The 19,440-nt window shown below is 61.2% G+C and carries 13 protein-coding genes, 2 tRNA genes and 3 rRNA genes; 8 read left to right on the top strand and 10 right to left on the bottom strand.

Features of this window, described 5'->3' with window-relative positions; translation table 11 throughout:
* Nucleotides 1–6 precede the first annotated feature (6 nt).
* Both glyS and glyQ read right to left on the bottom strand, forming a co-directional pair.
* Nucleotides 7–2,139, bottom strand: a complete 2,133-nt coding sequence (glyS, locus tag QTH91_RS00090) for a glycine--tRNA ligase subunit beta (protein ID WP_286657999.1) — start codon at nt 2,137–2,139, stop codon at nt 7–9.
* A 15-nt stretch (nt 2,140–2,154) separates the two neighbouring features.
* Nucleotides 2,155–3,063, bottom strand: a complete 909-nt coding sequence (glyQ, locus tag QTH91_RS00085; protein ID WP_286657998.1) for a glycine--tRNA ligase subunit alpha — start codon at nt 3,061–3,063, stop codon at nt 2,155–2,157.
* Nucleotides 3,064–3,208: 145 nt separating this feature from the next.
* Here glyQ and QTH91_RS00080 point away from each other — a divergent pair, with 145 nt between their 5' ends.
* From QTH91_RS00080 to QTH91_RS00050, 7 genes are all read left to right on the top strand, one after another.
* Complete coding sequence (locus tag QTH91_RS00080) at nt 3,209–3,886, top strand: TetR/AcrR family transcriptional regulator (protein ID WP_286657997.1); 678 nt, start codon at nt 3,209–3,211, stop codon at nt 3,884–3,886.
* 166 nt (nt 3,887–4,052) lie between these two features.
* Complete coding sequence (locus tag QTH91_RS00075; protein WP_286657996.1) at nt 4,053–4,640, top strand: NAD(P)H-dependent oxidoreductase; 588 nt, start codon at nt 4,053–4,055, stop codon at nt 4,638–4,640.
* 24 nt (nt 4,641–4,664) lie between these two features.
* A complete protein-coding gene (locus QTH91_RS00070) occupies nt 4,665–5,537 on the top strand; it encodes a creatininase family protein (RefSeq protein WP_286657995.1) in 873 nt (290 codons plus the stop codon).
* A gap of 51 nt (nt 5,538–5,588) precedes the next feature.
* Nucleotides 5,589–6,584, top strand: a complete 996-nt coding sequence (locus QTH91_RS00065; protein WP_286657994.1) for an ABC transporter substrate-binding protein — start codon at nt 5,589–5,591, stop codon at nt 6,582–6,584.
* Nucleotides 6,585–6,710: 126 nt separating this feature from the next.
* A complete protein-coding gene (locus QTH91_RS00060; protein WP_286657993.1) occupies nt 6,711–7,550 on the top strand; it encodes an ABC transporter ATP-binding protein in 840 nt (279 codons plus the stop codon).
* On the top strand, nt 7,547–8,500 hold the full coding sequence (locus tag QTH91_RS00055) for an ABC transporter permease (protein ID WP_286657992.1): 954 nt from the start codon (nt 7,547–7,549) through the stop codon (nt 8,498–8,500). The genes QTH91_RS00060 and QTH91_RS00055 overlap by 4 nt, the downstream gene beginning before the upstream one ends.
* A 7-nt stretch (nt 8,501–8,507) precedes the next feature.
* Nucleotides 8,508–9,866 carry an FAD-binding oxidoreductase gene (locus QTH91_RS00050; RefSeq protein WP_286657991.1) on the top strand — a complete coding sequence of 453 codons (1,359 nt, stop codon included), beginning with the start codon at nt 8,508–8,510 and terminating at the stop codon, nt 9,864–9,866.
* On the opposite strand, the gene lnt is transcribed toward QTH91_RS00050, so the two are convergent.
* From lnt to QTH91_RS00010, 8 genes are all read right to left on the bottom strand, one after another.
* Nucleotides 9,856–11,421, bottom strand: coding sequence for an apolipoprotein N-acyltransferase (lnt, locus tag QTH91_RS00045; RefSeq protein ID WP_286659569.1), 1,566 nt, complete (start codon nt 11,419–11,421; stop codon nt 9,856–9,858). The genes QTH91_RS00050 and lnt overlap by 11 nt on opposite strands.
* A 23-nt stretch (nt 11,422–11,444) precedes the next feature.
* Nucleotides 11,445–12,323, bottom strand: a complete 879-nt coding sequence (locus tag QTH91_RS00040) for a CorC family transporter (protein WP_286657990.1) — start codon at nt 12,321–12,323, stop codon at nt 11,445–11,447.
* A 93-nt stretch (nt 12,324–12,416) separates the two neighbouring features.
* On the bottom strand, nt 12,417–13,151 hold the full coding sequence (locus QTH91_RS00035; RefSeq protein ID WP_286657989.1) for a GNAT family N-acetyltransferase: 735 nt from the start codon (nt 13,149–13,151) through the stop codon (nt 12,417–12,419).
* A 530-nt stretch (nt 13,152–13,681) separates the two neighbouring features.
* Nucleotides 13,682–13,794: ribosomal RNA gene (rrf, locus tag QTH91_RS00030) — 5S ribosomal RNA — on the bottom strand.
* Between the two features lie 122 nt (nt 13,795–13,916).
* A 23S ribosomal RNA gene (locus tag QTH91_RS00025) occupies nt 13,917–16,788 on the bottom strand.
* 328 nt (nt 16,789–17,116) lie between these two features.
* Nucleotides 17,117–17,192, bottom strand: a tRNA-Ala gene (locus QTH91_RS00020).
* A 13-nt stretch (nt 17,193–17,205) separates the two neighbouring features.
* A tRNA-Ile gene (locus QTH91_RS00015) sits at nt 17,206–17,282 on the bottom strand.
* 106 nt (nt 17,283–17,388) lie between these two features.
* Nucleotides 17,389–18,919 (bottom strand): 16S ribosomal RNA (locus tag QTH91_RS00010).
* The 16S, 23S and 5S rRNA genes sit together here with 2 tRNA genes alongside, the layout of an rRNA operon.
* 68 nt (nt 18,920–18,987) lie before the next feature.
* Here QTH91_RS00010 and QTH91_RS00005 point away from each other — a divergent pair.
* Nucleotides 18,988–19,440: hypothetical protein (locus tag QTH91_RS00005; protein ID WP_286657988.1), on the top strand; the 453-nt coding region annotated here is incomplete at its 3' end.

Raw genomic sequence — 19,440 nt, 5'->3', positions numbered from 1 at the left:
CCCGCCTCAAGTGGCCAACCTGTCGAGCTGAGCCACGCGGTTCATGGCGGCATGCAGCTTGGACAAGAGGCCGAGTCGATTGAGGCGAAGGTCTGCCTCTTCGGCATTGACCATCACGCCGTCGAAGAAGGCATCGACCGGCGCGCGCAAAGCGGCCAGGGTCTGCAGCGAACCGGTGTAGTCGCCAGCGTCGAACTGCGCGTCGGCCTTGGGCACGACAGCCTGCATCGCCTCGAACAGCGCTGCCTCGGCCGGCTCGCGCAACAGGGCGGTATTGACGTGGGCGTCGGCCTCGGGCGACTTCTTCAGGATGTTGCCGATGCGCTTGTTGGCCGCGGCCAGTGCGGGCGCCTCGCCGAGTTGAGCGAACGCGCGGACCGCCGCCAGCAGCGCGGGCACCTGCGCCAGTCGCTGCGGACGCGAAGCCAGCACCGCCTCGGCCTCCTGGGCGCTGGCGCCCTGCTCGCGCAGAAGGCCGGACAGGCGGTCGAAGATGAAGTCCTGCAGCGCATCCACCGCGCGGGCTGCGTCGAAGTCGGCAATGCCGTTGAATTGCCCGGCCGTCAGCGACAGAAGCTCGCGCAGGTCGAGCGGCAACTTTTTCTCGATCAGCATGCGGATCACGCCGAGCGCGTGGCGACGCAGCGCAAAGGGATCGCGGTCCCCCGAAGGCAGGTTGCCGATGCCGAACATGCCCGACAGCGTTTCGAGTTTGTCGGCCAACGCGACGACGACACCGGCGTCGCCGCGCGGCAGCGTGTCGCCGGCAAAACGCGGCTTGTAGTGATCTTCGATGGCGTCTGCCACCGACTTGTCCAGGCCATCATGCAGCGCGTAGTAGCGCCCCATGGTGCCTTGCAGTTCTGGGAACTCGCCCACCATATCGGTGACCAGATCGGCCTTGGCCAGCTGCGCCGCCTGCGTGGCGTGGCGAGCCAGATCCGCGTCGCCCATCGATTCGGCAATGCCGCGCGCGATGCGCATGACGCGTCCGACGCGCTCGCCCTGGGTGCCCAGCTTGTTGTGATAGACCACCTTGTCGAGCGACTCGACGCGCGAGGCCAGCGTCTTCTTGCGGTCCTGGTCGAAGAAGAATTTGGCATCGGCCAGGCGCGGGCGCACCACGCGCTCGTTGCCGCCGATGACGGCGCTCGCGTCCTGCGGGCTGATGTTGCTGACGACCAGGAACTTGTTGGTCAGCTTGCCGGTGGCATCGAGCAGCGGGAAGTACTTCTGGTTGGCCTTCATCGTGAGGATGAGGCACTCCTGCGGCACGTCGAGAAATTCCTTTTCGAACTCGCACACCAGCACGTTGGGACGTTCGACCAGCGCCGTCACTTCGTCGAGCAGCGCGTCGTCGTCGATGGGCTGGCAGCCGCCGCCCACCTGCACCGCGGCTGCGGCAAGCTGGCGTGCGATCTCGGCGCGGCGCGCCTCGAAGCCGGCGATGACGGCGCCGTCGTCGAGCAGTTGCAGCGCATAACTGTCGGCGTCGCGCAGCACGACCGGATCGACGGCGGCTTCGAAGCGATGGCCGTGCGTCTCACGTCCGGCATTCAGCCCCAGCGCGCCCACCGATACCACCTCGCTGCCATGCAGCGCGACCAGTCCATGCGCGGGGCGCACGAAACTGACGCTGGTCCAGCCGGGCAGCTCGCAGCCGCTTTCGAGCTGGTAGCTCATGACCTTCGGAATGGGCAGCTTGGCGATGGCTTCGGCCAACGCCTTCTGCAGGCCCTCGGCCAGCGTGGCGCCCTTGGCAGTGCTTTCGAAGAACAGGGCTTCGGCCTTGCCGTCCATCGCGCGCTTGAGGCCGGCGACGGCCGATGCGTCCGCACCCAGGCCGGCCAGTCGCTTGAGCAGTGCAGGTGTGGGCTGCCCGTCCGCGCCGATGCCGACCGAGACGGGCATGAGCTTTTGCGACACGGCCTTGTCGGCGCCAACGGCGGCCACATGCGTCAGGTGCGCGGCCAGCCGGCGTGGAGAGGCGAACGCGGTCAGCACCGAAGTGCCGTCGGCCAGTCCCTGCGCAACGAGTTGCTCGCGCAGCACGCCAGCGAATGCTTCGCCCAGCTTGCGCAGCGCCTTGGGCGGCAGTTCTTCGACAAAGAGTTCGACCAGCAGGGATTTCGTCGTCATGGAATTGCTCATGGCTCAGGCCGCCTTCTTCTGCGGAATCTGCGCGACCCATTCGCGCGGCGCCATCGGAAAGCCCAGGCGTTCCCGGCTGTCGTAATAGCTCTGCGCCACGCTGCGCGCCAGATTGCGGATGCGGCCGATGTAGGCGGCGCGTTCGGTCACGCTGATGGCGCCGCGCGCGTCCAGCAGATTGAAACTGTGGGCGGCCTTGAGCACCTGCTCGTAAGCCGGCAGCGCCAGTTGCGCCTGCATCAGGTGCTTGGCCTGCTTTTCATGCGCGGCGAAGGCGGTGAACAGGAACTCGGCGTCGGAATGCTCGAAGTTGTAGGTGGACTGCTCCACCTCGTTTTGCTTGTAGACATCGCCGTAGCTCAAGCCCTCGGTCCATTTGAGGTTGTAGACGTTGTCCACGCCTTGCAGGTACATGGCCAGGCGTTCCAGGCCGTAGGTGATCTCGCCGGTGATGGGCTTGCAGTCGATGCCGCCCACCTGTTGGAAATAGGTGAACTGCGTCACTTCCATGCCGTTGAGCCAGACCTCCCAGCCCAGGCCCCAGGCGCCGAGGGTGGGGTTCTCCCAATCGTCTTCGACGAAGCGGATGTCGTTCTTCTTGAGGTCGAAGCCCAGCGCTTCGAGCGAGCCCAGATACAGCTCGAGGATGTTGGCCGGCGCCGGCTTGAGCACCACCTGGTACTGGTAGTAGTGCTGCAGGCGATTGGGGTTTTCGCCGTAGCGGCCGTCCTTGGGGCGGCGGCTGGGCTGCACGTAGGCGGCCTTCCACGGCTCCGGGCCGAGCGCTCGCAGGAACGTCGCGGTGTGCGAAGTGCCCGCTCCCACTTCCATGTCGTACGGTTGCAGGAGTGCGCAGCCCTGGGCGTCCCAGTACGACTGCAGGGTAAGAATGATTTGTTGGAAGGTCAGCATGGTCGGCCTGTGCCAGGTGGACGTCCGCGGCGGAAGGGGCCGGCGGCGCGACGAACCGGCCATTTTAAGAGGCGGGGCGCGAGCGCTACCATCGGCACACTGGCGGGGCGCATCTTCGATGTCGCGGCCAGCCTCCGCCCAAGCCATGAAAGCACCTGCCGTCGATTCCGCGCTGCCTGACCTGCCCGCTCCCGAAGGGCCTCTGTCGCGCAGCCGACCGGGTCGCGAACGCATCATGGCGGCCATCCGTGCGGCGGCAATCACCGAGTTCAGCCTGCACGGCCTCAAGGGCACGTCGACCCAGGGCATCGCCGACCGCGCCGGGCTGACCAAGCCGCAATTGCACTACTACATCGCCGGCAAGGAAGAGCTGTATGCCGAGTTGCTGATGCAGGTGCTGCACGACTGGAAAGTGGTGTTCTCCTTCGACGAAGGCTCCAGCGATCCCGGCCGCGTGCTGGCTGGCTACATCCGGCAGAAGCTCGACCATGCGTTCGACAAGCCGGAGATGTCGCGCATCTTCACCCGCGAGGTGCTCGACGGCGGGCGCAACCTGGAGCGCTACTGGCCGATGTCGCGCCAGTGGACGCAAAAGAAGATCGACGTGATCAATGGCTGGATTGCCCGCGGCCTGATGCGCCCGCTGGATGCCCGCCTTCTGCTGCAGCACATCTGGGCCATGACCCAGTACCACGCCGACTATGCGCTGCAAGTGCGTGCAATGGGCGGCCTGCCCGAAGAAGCCACGGTCGACCGCGAACCGGTCGCGCGTGAGTTGATCGCGTTCACCCTGCTGGGGTGCGGGATCAAGCCGCCGGGCTGAACCAGCCGCACGCGCCGCTCGACGCGCGCTCCCGCTCCACCGAGGCCTTTGGCCTGGGCGGAACACAGACGCAATCCCCAATTCGGTGCCCATCGCCCAGCCTGCGGCTGGCACGACGCTTGCATAACCTGACCACTTGCTCTGATTAAGCGGTCAAGAACACACCATGCGAGTGCTCGTCGTCTATTGCCACCCGGTAGAAACCAGTTTTCATGCCGCCCTGCACCAGGAAGTGCTGCGCAACCTGCGTGCAGCCGGCCACGACGTGGACGACTGGGATCTGTATGCCGAGCAGTTCAACCCCGTCATGTCGCGGGAGGAGCGCCTGGGCTATCACGAAGTGCCCAGCAACCGCGAGAAGGTGCAGGGCCACATCGACCGGCTGCAGCGTGCCGAGGCCATCGTCTTCTGCTTCCCGACCTGGTGCTTCGGCCTGCCCGCCATGCTCAAGGGCTGGTTCGACCGGCTGCTGATGCCCGGCGTGGCCTTCGACATCAGCGATCCGGCCAACGTCAAGCCCATGCTCACCAACATCAAGCGCATCAGCGCGGTGGTGACCTATGGCCGTCCGCGCTGGATGGCCTGGTACATGGGCGATCCCCCTCGAAAGATCGTCACGCGCTACATGAAGCGCCTGACTGCGGCGCAGGCCCGCGTGGACTACCACGCCCACTACCACATGAACGTGGCGACCGAGTCGCAACTCAAGCGCTTCATGCATCGCGTGGGCCATGCGATGGCGCGCTTCGCCTGATCCGTCCCCAGCACAAGGAACCCCATGCTTCACGGCTACATCCCCCCGCACCGTTTCCTGCCCTACCTGAGCTGGAGCGAGATCGACCAACTGCCCGACAAGGAAAACACCGTGATCGTGCTGCCCTGCGGCGCGATCGAGCAGCACGGCCCGCACCTGCCCTGCTCGGTGGACAGCGTGATCTCTTCCGGCGTGATGGGCGCCGCGCTGAATCGCCTGCCGGCGGAGGTGCGTGCCTTCGCGCTGCCACCGATCACCTACGGCAAGTCGGAAGAGCATCTGCACTTTCCGGGAACCATGACGCTGACCGGCACGACGCTGCTTTCGACGGTGACGGAAATCGGTGAGTCGGTCTATCGGAGCGGCTTCAGAAAGCTGGTGTTCGCCAACGGCCACGGCGGGCAGCCGCAGGTGCTGGAGATGGCGGCGCGCGAGCTGCGGCTGCGCCATGGCGATTTCGTCGTGGTGCCGCATGGCGTCTCACGCCTGCCCAGCGCGGCCAGCAAGCAGGTCAGCGAGCAGGAGAAGAAGCTGGCCATGCACGCCGGCCATTCCGAGACGGCGCTGATGCTGGCGCTGGCGCCGGAGACCGTTCACATGGAGCGCGCCGTCGCCAACTATCCGCCCGCATTCCCGATCAAGCTGCTCTCGGGCGATGGCCGCCCCGCATGCGCCTGGACGGCCCGCGACTTCGGGCCGAGCGGCGTGATCGGCGATCCGACCAGCGCCACGCGCGAGCAGGGCCAGGAGATCCTGGACACGCTGGCCGACAGCTGGGCCCAGGCGCTGACCGAGCTGTTCGCCCTGCGCTGGGTGGTGCGCGACGAGCCCACATGGGAGCGCGGCCACCACAACGGCTTCATTCAATCGGTCCAGGGCACGGCCCTGGGCAGCTGACTGCTTCGACCCGACCTTTTTCAACCAACGCGCCCACTTCGAGGAGAAACCATGCGCAAGACCATCGCCCATCGAATCGCTCCCCTGGCTGCCGCCACCGCGCTTGCGCTCGGCATCGGCGCAACGGCTCACGCCGAAGAGAAATTCACGTACATGACCAACTGGTATGCCCAGGCCGAGCACGGCGGCTTCTACCAGGCGGTCGCCACCGGCATCTACAAGAAGTACGGGCTGGACGTCACGATCAAGATGGGCGGCCCGCAGGTCAACATCGCCCAGATGATGGCCGCCGGCCAGGCCGACTGCATCATGGGCTCCAGCGACATCCAGGTCATGCAGATGCGCGAGGGCGGCCTGCCGGTGACCACGGTGGCGGCCTACTTCCAGAAAGACCCGCAGGTCATGATCGCCCACGAGGACGTCAAGTCGCTGGCCGAGCTCAAGGGCAAGACCATCCTGATCGCCAACAGCGCCAATCGAGGCTACTGGCCGTGGCTGAAGATGAAGTTCGGCCTGTCGGATTCGCAGACGCGCCCCTACACCTTCAACATCCAGCCCTTCGTGGCCGACAAGAACTCGGCGCAGCAGGGTTACCTGACGTCCGAGCCCTACGCCATCCAGAAGGCGGGCGTGAAGGCCAATACGCTGATGTTCAGCGACTTCGGTTATTCGTCGTACGCCACCACCGTCTCGTGCATGGACAAGACGCTCAAGGATCGCGCCAAGGCCGTCGAATCGTTCGTCAAGGCGACTGCAGAAGGCTGGAAGAGCTACTTGGCCGACCCCGCGCCCGGGAATGCGCTGATCAAGAAGGACAACCCGAACATGAGCGACGACCAACTCGCCTACAGCGTGGCCAAGCTCAAGGAAGTGGGCCTGATCACGAGCGGCGACGCGGTCAAGAGCGGCATCGGCATCATCACCGACGAGCGCTCGAAGGCGAACTACGACTTCCTGGTCGAAGCCAAGCTGCTGGACCCGGCCAAGGTCAAGCTGGCCGACACCTACACGACCGCGTTCGTGAAAAACGCCAAGGTCCTGCCCTGACCGTCGCGCGGGCCGGGTCCTCGTGGCCTTGCCCGCTTTTCCCCCTCGCGCGCAAGCGTCCTCACGCCCTGACACAGGCTCCGGCGACTCGCAGACCACTTGCCTCGCCACCATCGAAAGGCTCCCATGACCGCCACCGAATCCGAAGTCTTCGCGCCCCATCTGGACGCCAGCAGTGCGCCTGCCGCCGTCGAAGTCCTGTCGGCTGAAAAGACCTACCCCGACGGCACGCAGGCGTTGCTGCCGGTCGACCTTCGAATCGCCGAAGGCGAATTCATCACCCTGCTTGGACCTTCGGGCTGCGGCAAGAGCACGCTGCTCAAGATGGTGGCTGGCATGCTCGAACCCACCGACGGACGCCTGCTGCTGTGGCGCCGTCCGGTCCAGCAGATCGAGCAGACCGGTCGCAAGATGGCGTTCGTCTTCCAGGCGCCGACGCTCATGCCGTGGGCCAGCGTTCAGACCAACGTCCGGCTGCCGTTGGACCTGGCCGGCGTCCCACGCAAGGAAGCCGACGCACGCGTCGCCGATGCGCTGGCGTTGGTGGGACTGTCGAAGTTCGCGAGCGCCCTGCCTCGCGCGCTGTCCGGCGGCATGCAGATGCGCGTGTCGATCGCTCGCGGCCTGGTCACCGAACCCGACCTGCTGCTGATGGACGAGCCCTTCGGAGCCCTGGACGAGATCACGCGCCACAAGCTGGACGCCGATCTGCTCGAGCTGTGGCGCAAGAAGAAGCTCACCGTCATCTTCGTCACGCACTCGATCCACGAGGCGGTCTTCCTGTCCAGCCGCGTCGTGATGATGGCCGCGCGGCCCGGTCGGGTGGTGGAGGAATTCATCATCGACGAGCCCTATCCGCGCAACGCCGACTTCATGGTGTCGCCGCAATTCGCGCGTCACGCGAAGCGCCTGCAGGACAGCCTGATGCGTGCCAGCAGCCTCAACGAAGCGGAGGAAACAGCATGAGCAGCGTTGCCGCACACAGCCCCGCCGGAGCCACCGTGAAACCTGCCGCCCATCCAACTTCAGCAACGCAAGGCCGCGCGGCACAAGTGCTCGCTGCAACGCCGTCGGCCACGCTCACGACGCCCCCGGGCAAGTCGAAGCCGGCAAAACCGCAAACGCCGCTGTTCGCCCGGCCGAACGTGCAGCGCGTGCTCTACCCGCTGGCCGTGGGCCTGGTGCTGCTCGGCCTGTGGCAGGCGATGGTCACCATCATGGAGTTGCCGCCCTACCTCGTGCCATCTCCCTATCTGATGATGCAGACGCTGGTGACCGACTGGGCACCGCTGGGCATGGCGCTTCTGACGACCTTGAAGGTGACGGTGCTGTCGTTCGTACTGGCCACGGTCGTCGGCGTGCTGGTGTCCTTCCTGTTCGTGCAGAGCAAGCGCATCGAAACCGCGCTGTTTCCCTATGCCGTGCTGCTGCAGGTGACGCCCATCGTCGCGGTCGCGCCGCTCATCATCATCTGGGTGCGCAATCCCACTGCCGCGATGGTGGTGTGCGCCGCGCTGGTGGCGCTCTTTCCGATCATCAGCAACACCACGCTCGGCCTGCGCAGCGTCGACCCCGATCTGCAGGCCTACTTCAAGCTCAACCATGCAACGCGCTGGCAACAGCTGGTGCGACTGCGCATTCCGAGCGCGCTGCCGTATTTCTTCGGCGGTCTGCGCATCTCCAGCGGGCTCGCGCTGATCGGGGCTGTGGTGGCTGAGTTCGTCGCTGGCACGGGCGGCCAAGGCGCTGGACTGGCCTACCAGATCCTGCAGGCAGGCTTCCAACTCAACATTCCCCGCATGTTCGCGGCGCTGCTGCTGATTTCGTTGGCAGGCGTTGCACTGTTCGTACTGATGGCCTGGCTCACGCGCGTGGCATTGGGCTCCTGGCATGCGAGCGAACTCTCACAGGATTGATACGCCCATGAACGCACCTCTTTCGCCGATCGAGCAATTGCAGTTGGAGCTGCCGGATCTCGACTGGATCACCGACGCGAGCCGCATTGCCCGCTTGTCGCAGGATTTCGCCTGGTTCAGTCCGGTACTCCATCGGCAGTTGAAGGACAAGGTTGCGGATGCCGTCGTCCGTCCGCGCACCGAAGAAGAGATCCGCCAGTTCGTCTCCGCCTGCGCGCGTCGACGCGTGCCGATCACGCTGCGGGGCAGCGGCACCGGCAACTACGGGCAGACCACGCCGCTGGCCGGCGGCGTGGTGCTCGACATGAGCGCCTACAACGCCAGCATCTGGGTTCGCCCCGGCGTGGCGCGGGCGCAAGCCGGCATTCGCCTGGGCGCGCTCGAGAAGCAGGTGCAGGAAACCGGACAGGAATTGCGCTGCATGCCTTCGACCTATCGCAGCGCGACGCTGGGCGGCCTGTTCGGCGGCGGCTTCGGCGGCGTGGGCTCGATCAACTACGGCCCCCTGGGGGCCAGCGGGAACGTACTAGGCATCCGCGCGATGACGATCGAGCCGGAGCCACAGGTCGTGGAACTGCGTGGCGCCGAAGCAATGCGCATGCATCACCTGTGGGGCACCAACGGCCTGGTGCTCGAGCTGGAAGTCGGCCTTTCGCCAGCCCATCCCTGGCTGGAAACGCTGGTGGTGTTCGAGGACTTTGATTCGGCCTTGTCATTTGGCGATGCCCTGGCCAATGCGCCCGGCATCATCAAGCGCGAAGTGGCGTTCTTCGGCAGTCCGGTGCCCGACCACCTCGGCCAGCTGGCCGAATTTCTGCCCAAGGGCTGCCACGCCGTGCTCTCGCTGGTCGCCGAGTCCTGTGAAGAACCGCTGCAGGAGATGGTGGCTGTGCACGCCGGGCGCGTGAGCTATCGCAAGACGGCCGAGGAAGTGCGCAAGAGCAATCGCACGCTGATGGAGTTCACCTGGAACCACACGACGCTGCACGCCCTGAAGATCGACAAGTCTTTGACCTACCTGCAGAGCTCGTTCGTCCCAGGACAGCATGTGCAGCAGATCCGCGAGATGGAGGCGCGCTTTGCCGGCGAAGTGCTGATGCACGCCGAGTTCCTTCGCGGCCTCGACGGCCGGATCAGTTGCAGCGCACTGCAGTTGGTTCGCTTCACGACGGAGGAGCGTCTTGACGAGATCATGCGGCTGCACCGCGAGGCGGGCGTGCGCATCAACAATCCGCACGTGTTCGTGGTGGAAGACGGCAAGGCTGGCGGGCCGCTTCCGCCGGAAGTGGTTGCGATGAAAAAGCGCTTCGACCCGCTGTCGCTGCTCAATCCCGGCAAGCTGCGGGATTGGCCCGTCAGCGCCTGATACGCGCGGCCAGCGCCGCGGCGGCACAAACAGCCAAAGCGACGATCCAGAGCGGCCACAGGCCGAAGCGCGAGACCCAGCGCGCATAGGGCGTCAGGCCGTTGCGGCCTTCCACTTCCACATCGAGCACACCGCGCGTCATGCGCGGTATGGCGTGCGTGACGCGCCCACGATGGTCAATGGCCACAGTGGCCCCGGTGTTGGTCGCGCGCAGCATTGGCCGGTCGAACTCGATCGCGCGCATCCGGGAGATGGCTTCGTGCTGGTCGATGGCGATGCTGTTGCCGAACCAGGCGATGTTGCTCACATTGAGCAGTACGGTCGGCGCAGTGGCCTCGTCGCGGAAGTTGGCGCCGATTTCGTCGCCGAACAAGTCTTCGTAGCAAATGTTTGGAGCGATGCGCTGGCCCTGCCAATGGAGGGACGGCTGCGCCAGGCCACCGCGCCGGAAGTCCCCCAGGGGGATGTTCATCAGGTCGGTGAACCAGCGGAACATGGATGGCACGAACTCGCCAAAGGGCACGAGATGGTGCTTGTCATAGCGATAGCGGGGCACATGACCCGGCAGCAGCCCCAACACTGAATTGGTGTAGTCGCTTCCGCCGCCCAGCGGAATGCCGACGATCGCCGCTTGCGCACCATTGGAGAATCTGGCGGTGATGGCATCGAGATAGCCGGCTGGCAATTGCGAAGGGAACAGAGGGATCGCAGTCTCGGGTGTTATGACCAGCGGTGCCTCTGTCGCCTGGAGCTTTTCGCCGTACCACTGCAGTGCGGTGGCGATGCCACCGCTCGGAACAAATTTCTCGTCCTGCGGAATGTTGCCCTGAAGGAGCTGCGCGCGGATGCGTCCGGCGCTGAGCGGATCGGGCGCGTCGGCTGGCTTGCATTGCGTGCTGATGCAATGAGACTCGTACCCGCCCCACCCGAGGAAGACCACCAGGGCCAATGGTGCGGCCCATGCTGCTGGGCGCCGCACCGACCGCGCCCTTTCAGGGTTCGAAAGCCACGCGGCAACGATGGCAACGATGAAGGCAGACAACGCTCCAACGCCATAGACGCCGACGTCGCGCGCGAAAGCCATGAGTGGGCCATCCAGATGCGCGTAGCCACCTGCACCCCACGGGAAGCCGGTAAACCATGTGTTTCGCAGCAGTTCCGCCAGTAGCCACGCTGCAGCGAAGAGCGCGGCCCTTGCCGCAGGACGCCGGGGCGCCCAAAGGACCTGAAGCGCTCCCGCCACGCCGTAGTAAAGCGACAGCGCAGCCGACAACGCGAGCACTGCGACAGCCGCCATGGCGGCCGGCAATCCGCCGTAGGTGTGCATCGAGATGAAGAGCCACCACGTCGTGCCGGTCAACCAAGCAGCGGCAAAGAGCCATGCAGCGAGCGCGCCACTGCGCCAGTCACGCGAACCATCTCGCTGCGCGTTGATGCGTTCGAGCCGCCATGCCAGAACGCCCAGTGTGGCCATCTGCAGCCACCATTGGGGCTGCCCGTCCCAAGGCGACGCAATGCTCATGGCCTGGCCCAGGCCGGCCACGACCATCAGCATCAACTGGAACCAGCGCGAAGAAATCAATCGGCTGCGTCGCCGCCCTGAGACGGAGACACCTTGAACCAGCGGACTGCGCCACCCTTGGTGTGCAGCACGACAAAATCGAAGCCGCCGATGCTGTGGCGTTCGCCGCGCTTGGGCACGTGACCCATCTCATGGGCGATCAGGCCGCCAATGGTTTCGAAGTCTTCGCTCAACTGCTCTTCATTGAACGCAATGGCAAAGGCCTCGGCCACTCTTTCGACGGGCGTGTCGCCCGACACACGATACGTGTGATCGGCAAGGCCGAAGATGTCGCCCTCGTCCTCGATGATGTCGAACTCGTCCTCGATCTCGCCCACGATCTGCTCGAGCACATCTTCGATCGTGATGAGGCCGGCCACTCGACCGAACTCGTCGATCACGATGGCCAAGTGGTTGCGGTTTCCCCGAAATTCGCGCAGCAGATCGTTCAGGCCCTTGCTCTCGGGCACGAAGGTGGGAGGCCGCAGCAGAGCGCGAATACTCAGGTTGGGGGCACGCTGGAGCTTCAAGAGGTCCTTGGCCAGCAGGATCCCGATGATGTTTTCCTTGTCGCCCTCATAGACGGGAAACCGCGAGTGCGCTGTGTCGATGACCAAGTGCAACAGGTCCTCGTACGCCTCGTCGATGTTGACCAGATCCATGCGCGGCGCCGCGACCATCACGTCGCCCGCGGTCATGTCGGCCATGCGCAGCACGCCTTCGAGCATCACGCGCGAATCCGCGCCAATGATGTCGTTGTCTTCGGCCTCGGCCAACGTCTCGATAAGCTCGTCGCGCGAATCGGGGCCGGGATTGATGAACTCTACGAGCCGCTGAAAAAAGCTGCGCTTGTCTTCCCGCTCGTTGCCGGGGCGTTCAGGGTGTGGGTCTGCCACTGCTTGAGGGCGAATGTTGTGAAGAAGGGTGCAAGGATAGCGGATTGCAGTGGTCGATCCGACAGCACCCTGGAGCAAGGCGTTTGCCTTAACTCAGGCAGACGACTTTGAACGCGCCTGTTGAACGCCGCTCCGCACCTCCTGGACCGCCTGAAGGAAGCTCCAGAATTGCTTCGCACGCGACTTGAGTTGGAAGTCGACTTCCGCAAAATGCTCCAGCGCGATTTCGCTCATCCGGCTGTCGAGCGTCCGCTCTGGCAACTCGAGGTGGGCTTCCGCCTCCGAACCGCTTCGCACCACGCTGGCGCCAGCCTTGCGGGCAATTCTGAGCATGGCGCCGTTTTCCGACAATGCGTGGATGAAGAGCATCCGCACGCCGGCGTTTCGTGCGCTGACCCCCGCGCGCTCGAACAGTTTGGCCCCATAGCCGCGCCCACGCGCGTGCTTGGCGACCGAGACGCCAAACTCGGCGCATTCGCTCGGTTGGCCCGCGGGCGCAAAAGCCAGATGTGCCATGGCAATGAGCTCCAGGCGCCGGTTGTAGATGCCCAGAAGTTCGTCATGCCCGAACTTCAGTCCCTCGACGTACCTGACGATCTGCTCGTCTGATGCCGCATAGCCAAAGCGTAGATATCGATCGTGAGGCTCCAGCGCCAGTAGATGAGCGGCGATGCTGTCTCGCTCGCCAGGCCCGATCGTGCGAATAGGCACCAGGACCGGTGACGTCCTTGACGAACTGGCCTCAGCTGCGCGCGAGTGCACCCCCGGCACCCGCAAGAAGCCATAGGCACCGAAGGAACTACGAAGGATGTCGATGACATGTTGCATCGCACAAATATAAGGGTTTTCCCTGCTCGTTCGCGTAGTCGAGCGTCCATTCACCGGCGAGCAGTAGGCACTTTTCAGTGAATTGCCAAGGTTAAGGTCCGATATGGAGGCCACGCGTTCAGCGGCCATAGGCTGCGCATGCTCACGGCGTCCGATCAGACCGCGCGACGACGGCTGGAAGTCGACAGGGCGATGTCTGTAGGGAGAAGGGTGTGTGCCGCCTCAATGACATTCAGCGTCGGGAACAGGCCTACCGCAGACTATTAGTGCCGCCGCCGCATGGAGTCGTGACTGGAGAGATTTATTGCAAGCGGGCGTGGCTCAATTCAGCTGACAGCGCAAACCGCCAAGATGGCACCGTTGGAGACCGGCGATAACGAGGCCAATCAATGAGTGCCTAGACGCACGCACACGAGGCGTGGCTATTGGTCCGCACACGAGGGAAGTTCGGACTCCACCGCTGAGTCCTAATAGGACACTAAAAGCAAAAAGGCCCAACCGTCATGGTTGGGCCTTTTTGGGCTGTAAGAGCCTGACGATGACCTACTTTCACACGGGAACCCGCACTATCATCGGCGCTGAGGCGTTTCACGGTCCTGTTCGGGATGGGAAGGAGTGGGACCACCTCGCTATGGTCATCAGGCATAAAGGGTTGCCGACCTGCTTTTGAGTTCAGGTCAGCGAATTCATAGAGTCTTGAATCAGTTGGGTGACTTGATTGCGCCCAACGTTTGGGCATAAGCCTTGATTTTAAATCAAAGTTATAGGGTCAAGCCGCACGAGCAATTAGTACAGGTTAGCTTAACGCATTACTGCGCTTCCACACCCTGCCTATCAACGTCCTGGTCTAGAACGACTCTTTAGGGGGCTCGAGGCCCCGGCAGATCTCATCTTGAAACGAGTTTCCCGCTTAGATGCTTTCAGCGGTTATCTCTTCCACACTTAGCTACTCGGCAATGCCACTGGCGTGACAACCGATACACCAGAGGTGTGTCCACTCCGGTCCTCTCGTACTAGGAGCAGGCTTCCTCAAATCTGCAGCGCCCACGGAAGATAGGGACCAAACTGTCTCACGACGTTTTAAACCCAGCTCACGTACCTCTTTAAATGGCGAACAGCCATACCCTTGGGACCGGCTACAGCCCCAGGATGAGATGAGCCGACATCGAGGTGCCAAACACCGCCGTCGATATGAACTCTTGGGCGGTATCAGCCTGTTATCCCCAGAGTACCTTTTATCCGTTGAGCGATGGCCCTTCCATACAGAACCACCGGATCACTATGTCCTGCTTTCGCATCTGCTCGACTTGTCAGTCTCGCAGTTAAGCACGCTTATGCCATTGCACTATCGTCACGATGTCCGACCGTAACTAGCGTACCTTCGAACTCCTCCGTTACGCTTTGGGAGGAGACCGCCCCAGTCAAACTGCCTACCATGCACTGTCCCCAGCCCGGATAACGGGCCTAGGTTAGAACCTCAAACACACCAGGGTGGTATTTCAACGTCGGCTCCACGAGAACTAGCGTCCTCGCTTCAAAGCCTCCCACCTATCCTACACAGATCTGTTCAAAGTCCAATACAAAGCTACAGTAAAGGTTCATGGGGTCTTTCCGTCTTTCCGCGGGGAGATTGCATCATCACAAACATTTCAACTTCGCTGAGTCTCAGGAGGAGACAGTGTGGCCATCGTTACGCCATTCGTGCAGGTCGGAACTTACCCGACAAGGAATTTCGCTACCTTAGGACCGTTATAGTTACGGCCGCCGTTTACTGGGACTTCAATCAAGAGCTTGCACCCCATCATTTAATCTTCCAGCACCGGGCAGGCGTCACACCCTATACGTCCACTTTCGTGTTTGCAGAGTGCTGTGTTTTTAATAAACAGTCGCAGCCACCGATTTCTTGCAACCCTTTCATGCTCCGTTGTTCACTTCACACTACTAGGGCACACCTTCTCCCGAAGTTACGGTGTCAATTTGCCGAGTTCCTTCTCCTGAGTTCTCTCAAGCGCCTTAGAATACTCATCTCGCGCACCAGTGTCGGTTTGCGGTACGGTCGTGTGCAGCTGAAGCTTAGTGGCTTTTCCTGGAACCCCGTTCAGTCACTTCGCGAGCAAGCTCGCTCGATCGCTGGCCTCGGTATATGACGGGCGGATTTGCCTACCCGTCGCCTACATCCAGCTAAACCAGGACATCCAACACCTGGATGACCTATTAGGATCCGTCCCCACATCGCACTACACATCGGTACAGGAATATTGACCTGTTTCCCATCAGCTACGCATCTCTGCCTCGCCTTAGGGGCCGACTCACTCTACGCCGATGAACGTTGCGTAGAAAACCTTGCGCTTACGGCGAGCGGGCTTTTCACCCGCTTTAACGCTACTCATGTCAGCATTCGCACTTCTGATACCTCCAGCAGCCTTTACAAGCCACCTTCACAGGCCTACAGAACGCTCTCCTACCACGCACAGTAAACTGTGCATCCGCAGCTTCGGTAACTGGCTTAGCCCCGTTACATCTTCCGCGCAGGACGACTCGATCAGTGAGCTATTACGCTTTCTTTAAATGATGGCTGCTTCTAAGCCAACATCCTGACTGTTTTAGCCTTCCCACTTCGTTTCCCACTTAGCCAATTTTAGGGACCTTAGCTGGCGGTCTGGGTTGTTTCCCTCTTGAGTCCGGACGTTAGCACCCGGTGCTCTGTCTCCCAAGCTGTACTCTTCGGTATTCGGAGTTTGCCAAGGTTTGGTAAGTCGCCATGACCCCCTAGCCTAAACAGTGCTCTACCCCCGAAGGTAATACTTGAGGCACTACCTAAATAGTTTTCGGAGAGAACCAGCTATTTCCAGGTTTGTTTAGCCTTTCACCCCTATCCACAGCTCATCCGCTAGTTTTGCAACACTAGTCGGTTCGGACCTCCAGTACCTGTTACGGCACCTTCATCCTGGCCATGGATAGATCACCTGGTTTCGGGTCTACACCCAGCGACTCGAACGCCCTATTCGGACTCGATTTCTCTACGGCTTCCCTATTCGGTTAACCTTGCCACTGAATGTAAGTCGCTGACCCATTATACAAAAGGTACGCCGTCACCCCGAAGGGCTCCGACTTTTTGTAAGCACGCGGTTTCAGGATCTATTTCACTCCCCTCCCGGGGTTCTTTTCGCCTTTCCCTCACGGTACTAGTTCACTATCGGTCGATGATGAGTATTTAGCCTTGGAGGATGGTCCCCCCATATTCAGACAGGATTACACGTGTCCCGCCCTACTTTTCGCTAGCTCAGTACCACACAGATCTTTTCGCATACGGGGCTATCACCCACTATGGCCGGCCTTTCCAGACCGCTTTGCTAAGTTCTGCGCTATCACTAGCAGGCTCTTCCGATTTCGCTCGCCACTACTTTCGGAATCTCGGTTGATGTCTTTTCCTCGAGCTACTGAGATGTTTCAGTTCACCCGGTTCGCCTCGCACACCTATGTATTCAGTGTGCGATACCTTTCGGTGGGTTTCCCCATTCGGAAATCTCCGGATCAAAGCTCATTTGCCAGCTCCCCGAAGCTTATCGCAGGCTATCACGTCCTTCGTCGCCTATCATCGCCAAGGCATCCACCACGTGCTCTTATTCACTTGACCCTATAACTTTGACGTCTCTCACGAGATCCAAAGCCCATCAAGGAATTGCCAGGTCTTTCACCTGGCGCGTTATGCCGTCTTCAATTTTCGTCATTGCAGACGAAGATGAAGTTCGTTTGACGCAATCAAGTATGTCATCGACGGCACGGTGAGCTAAAACCTTTACGAATTCGCTCTTTCCGTCGACAACGCTGATTCGACTCTATGAATTTTTAAAGAACAGCCGATTGATCGAACAATCTCGATCAACAACAAAAAAGCCTCACGCCCTATCGCGTCAAGCCGCTTTGTTGTTGAGGCGTACCACACGCACGCCTTCGCTTGTATTTGGTGGAGGATGACGGGATCGAACCGACGACCCCCTGCTTGCAAAGCAGGTGCTCTCCCAGCTGAGCTAATCCCCCAAACCTGGATGGATGGTGGGTCTGGTTGGATTCGAACCAACGACCCCCGCCTTATCAAGACGGTGCTCTAACCAACTGAGCTACAGACCCGAAGCACACCAAGGCGCTTTGGGCCAGGCCAAATGCCTCAGTCGCCGGGCGACAACCCTCCAACAACCGATAAGTGTGGACGTTTGAATTGAACTGCAGTTTCCAGAAAGGAGGTGATCCAGCCGCACCTTCCGATACGGCTACCTTGTTACGACTTCACCCCAGTCACGAACCCTGCCGTGGTAATCGCCCTCCTTGCGGTTAGGCTAACTACTTCTGGCAGAACCCGCTCCCATGGTGTGACGGGCGGTGTGTACAAGACCCGGGAACGTATTCACCGTGACATTCTGATCCACGATTACTAGCGATTCCGACTTCACGCAGTCGAGTTGCAGACTGCGATCCGGACTACGACTGGTTTTATGGGATTGGCTCCCCCTCGCGGGTTGGCAACCCTTTGTACCAGCCATTGTATGACGTGTGTAGCCCCACCTATAAGGGCCATGAGGACTTGACGTCATCCCCACCTTCCTCCGGTTTGTCACCGGCAGTCCCATTAGAGTGCCCTTTCGTAGCAACTAATGGCAAGGGTTGCGCTCGTTGCGGGACTTAACCCAACATCTCACGACACGAGCTGACGACAGCCATGCAGCACCTGTGTTACGGCTCTCTTTCGAGCACCAAGCCATCTCTGGCAAGTTCCGTACATGTCAAAGGTGGGTAAGGTTTTTCGCGTTGCATCGAATTAAACCACATCATCCACCGCTTGTGCGGGTCCCCGTCAATTCCTTTGAGTTTCAACCTTGCGGCCGTACTCCCCAGGCGGTCAACTTCACGCGTTAGCTTCGTTACTGAAGAAATGAATCCCCAACAACCAGTTGACATCGTTTAGGGCGTGGACTACCAGGGTATCTAATCCTGTTTGCTCCCCACGCTTTCGTGCATGAGCGTCAGTGCAGGCCCAGGGGATTGCCTTCGCCATCGGTGTTCCTCCGCATATCTACGCATTTCACTGCTACACGCGGAATTCCATCCCCCTCTGCCGCACTCCAGCAATGCAGTCACAGATGCAGTTCCCAGGTTAAGCCCGGGGATTTCACACCTGTCTTACATCACCGCCTGCGCACGCTTTACGCCCAGTAATTCCGATTAACGCTTGCACCCTACGTATTACCGCGGCTGCTGGCACGTAGTTAGCCGGTGCTTATTCTTACGGTACCGTCATGAGCCCCCTTTATTAGAAGAGACCTTTTCGTTCCGTACAAAAGCAGTTTACAACCCGAAGGCCTTCATCCTGCACGCGGCATGGCTGGATCAGGCTTGCGCCCATTGTCCAAAATTCCCCACTGCTGCCTCCCGTAGGAGTCTGGGCCGTGTCTCAGTCCCAGTGTGGCTGGTCGTCCTCTCAGACCAGCTACAGATCGTCGGCTTGGTGAGCCTTTACCCCACCAACTACCTAATCTGCCATCGGCCGCTCCATTCGCGCAAGGCCCGAAGGTCCCCTGCTTTCATCCGTAGATCGTATGCGGTATTAGCACAGCTTTCGCTGCGTTATCCCCCACGATTGGGCACGTTCCGATGTATTACTCACCCGTTCGCCACTCGCCGCCAGGATTGCTCCCGCGCTGCCGTTCGACTTGCATGTGTAAGGCATGCCGCCAGCGTTCAATCTGAGCCAGGATCAAACTCTATAGTTCGATCTTGAAGTTTTCGCTCATAAACGGAATTGAAGTGAACTTCAATTTCCATGAGCATTTGAGAGGCCTTGCGGCCTCAGTTCCGAAGAACTTGGCAATTCGCCTCAAACGCCCACGCTTATCGGCTGTATATTTTTAATGATCCCACTCAAAATTCTTCATTTCGAGCCAGACTCGCTGCGATCAGCGAAGCCTTAGATTATCGCACAGATTTTAAAGACCTGTCAAACTTCGGGGTTATCCCCCGCACCAAGGATTCGATCCGGCATCAGCCTTCCCGTCTTGGGCGAAGCCTTGCATTATGGCACACCAACGAATCCTTCGTCAACACTGACGAAGCATATCTTCAGCAGATGCTCCCAGCCATTCACTTGAGTGAGCGACCCGGCAGTTCCAAAAACGCAGTGCTTACACTAAAAGCAAAAAGGCCCAACCGTCATGGTTGGGCCTTTTTGGGCTGTAAGAGCCTGACGATGACCTACTTTCACACGGGAACCCGCACTATCATCGGCGCTGAGGCG

The sequence above is a fragment of the Variovorax dokdonensis genome (genome assembly GCF_030316895.1).
In the GTDB taxonomy this organism is placed as follows: domain Bacteria; phylum Pseudomonadota; class Gammaproteobacteria; order Burkholderiales; family Burkholderiaceae_C; genus Variovorax; species Variovorax dokdonensis.
Note: the sequence above shows the minus strand (reverse complement) of the source record. Positions and strands in the feature narration are given on the sequence as shown.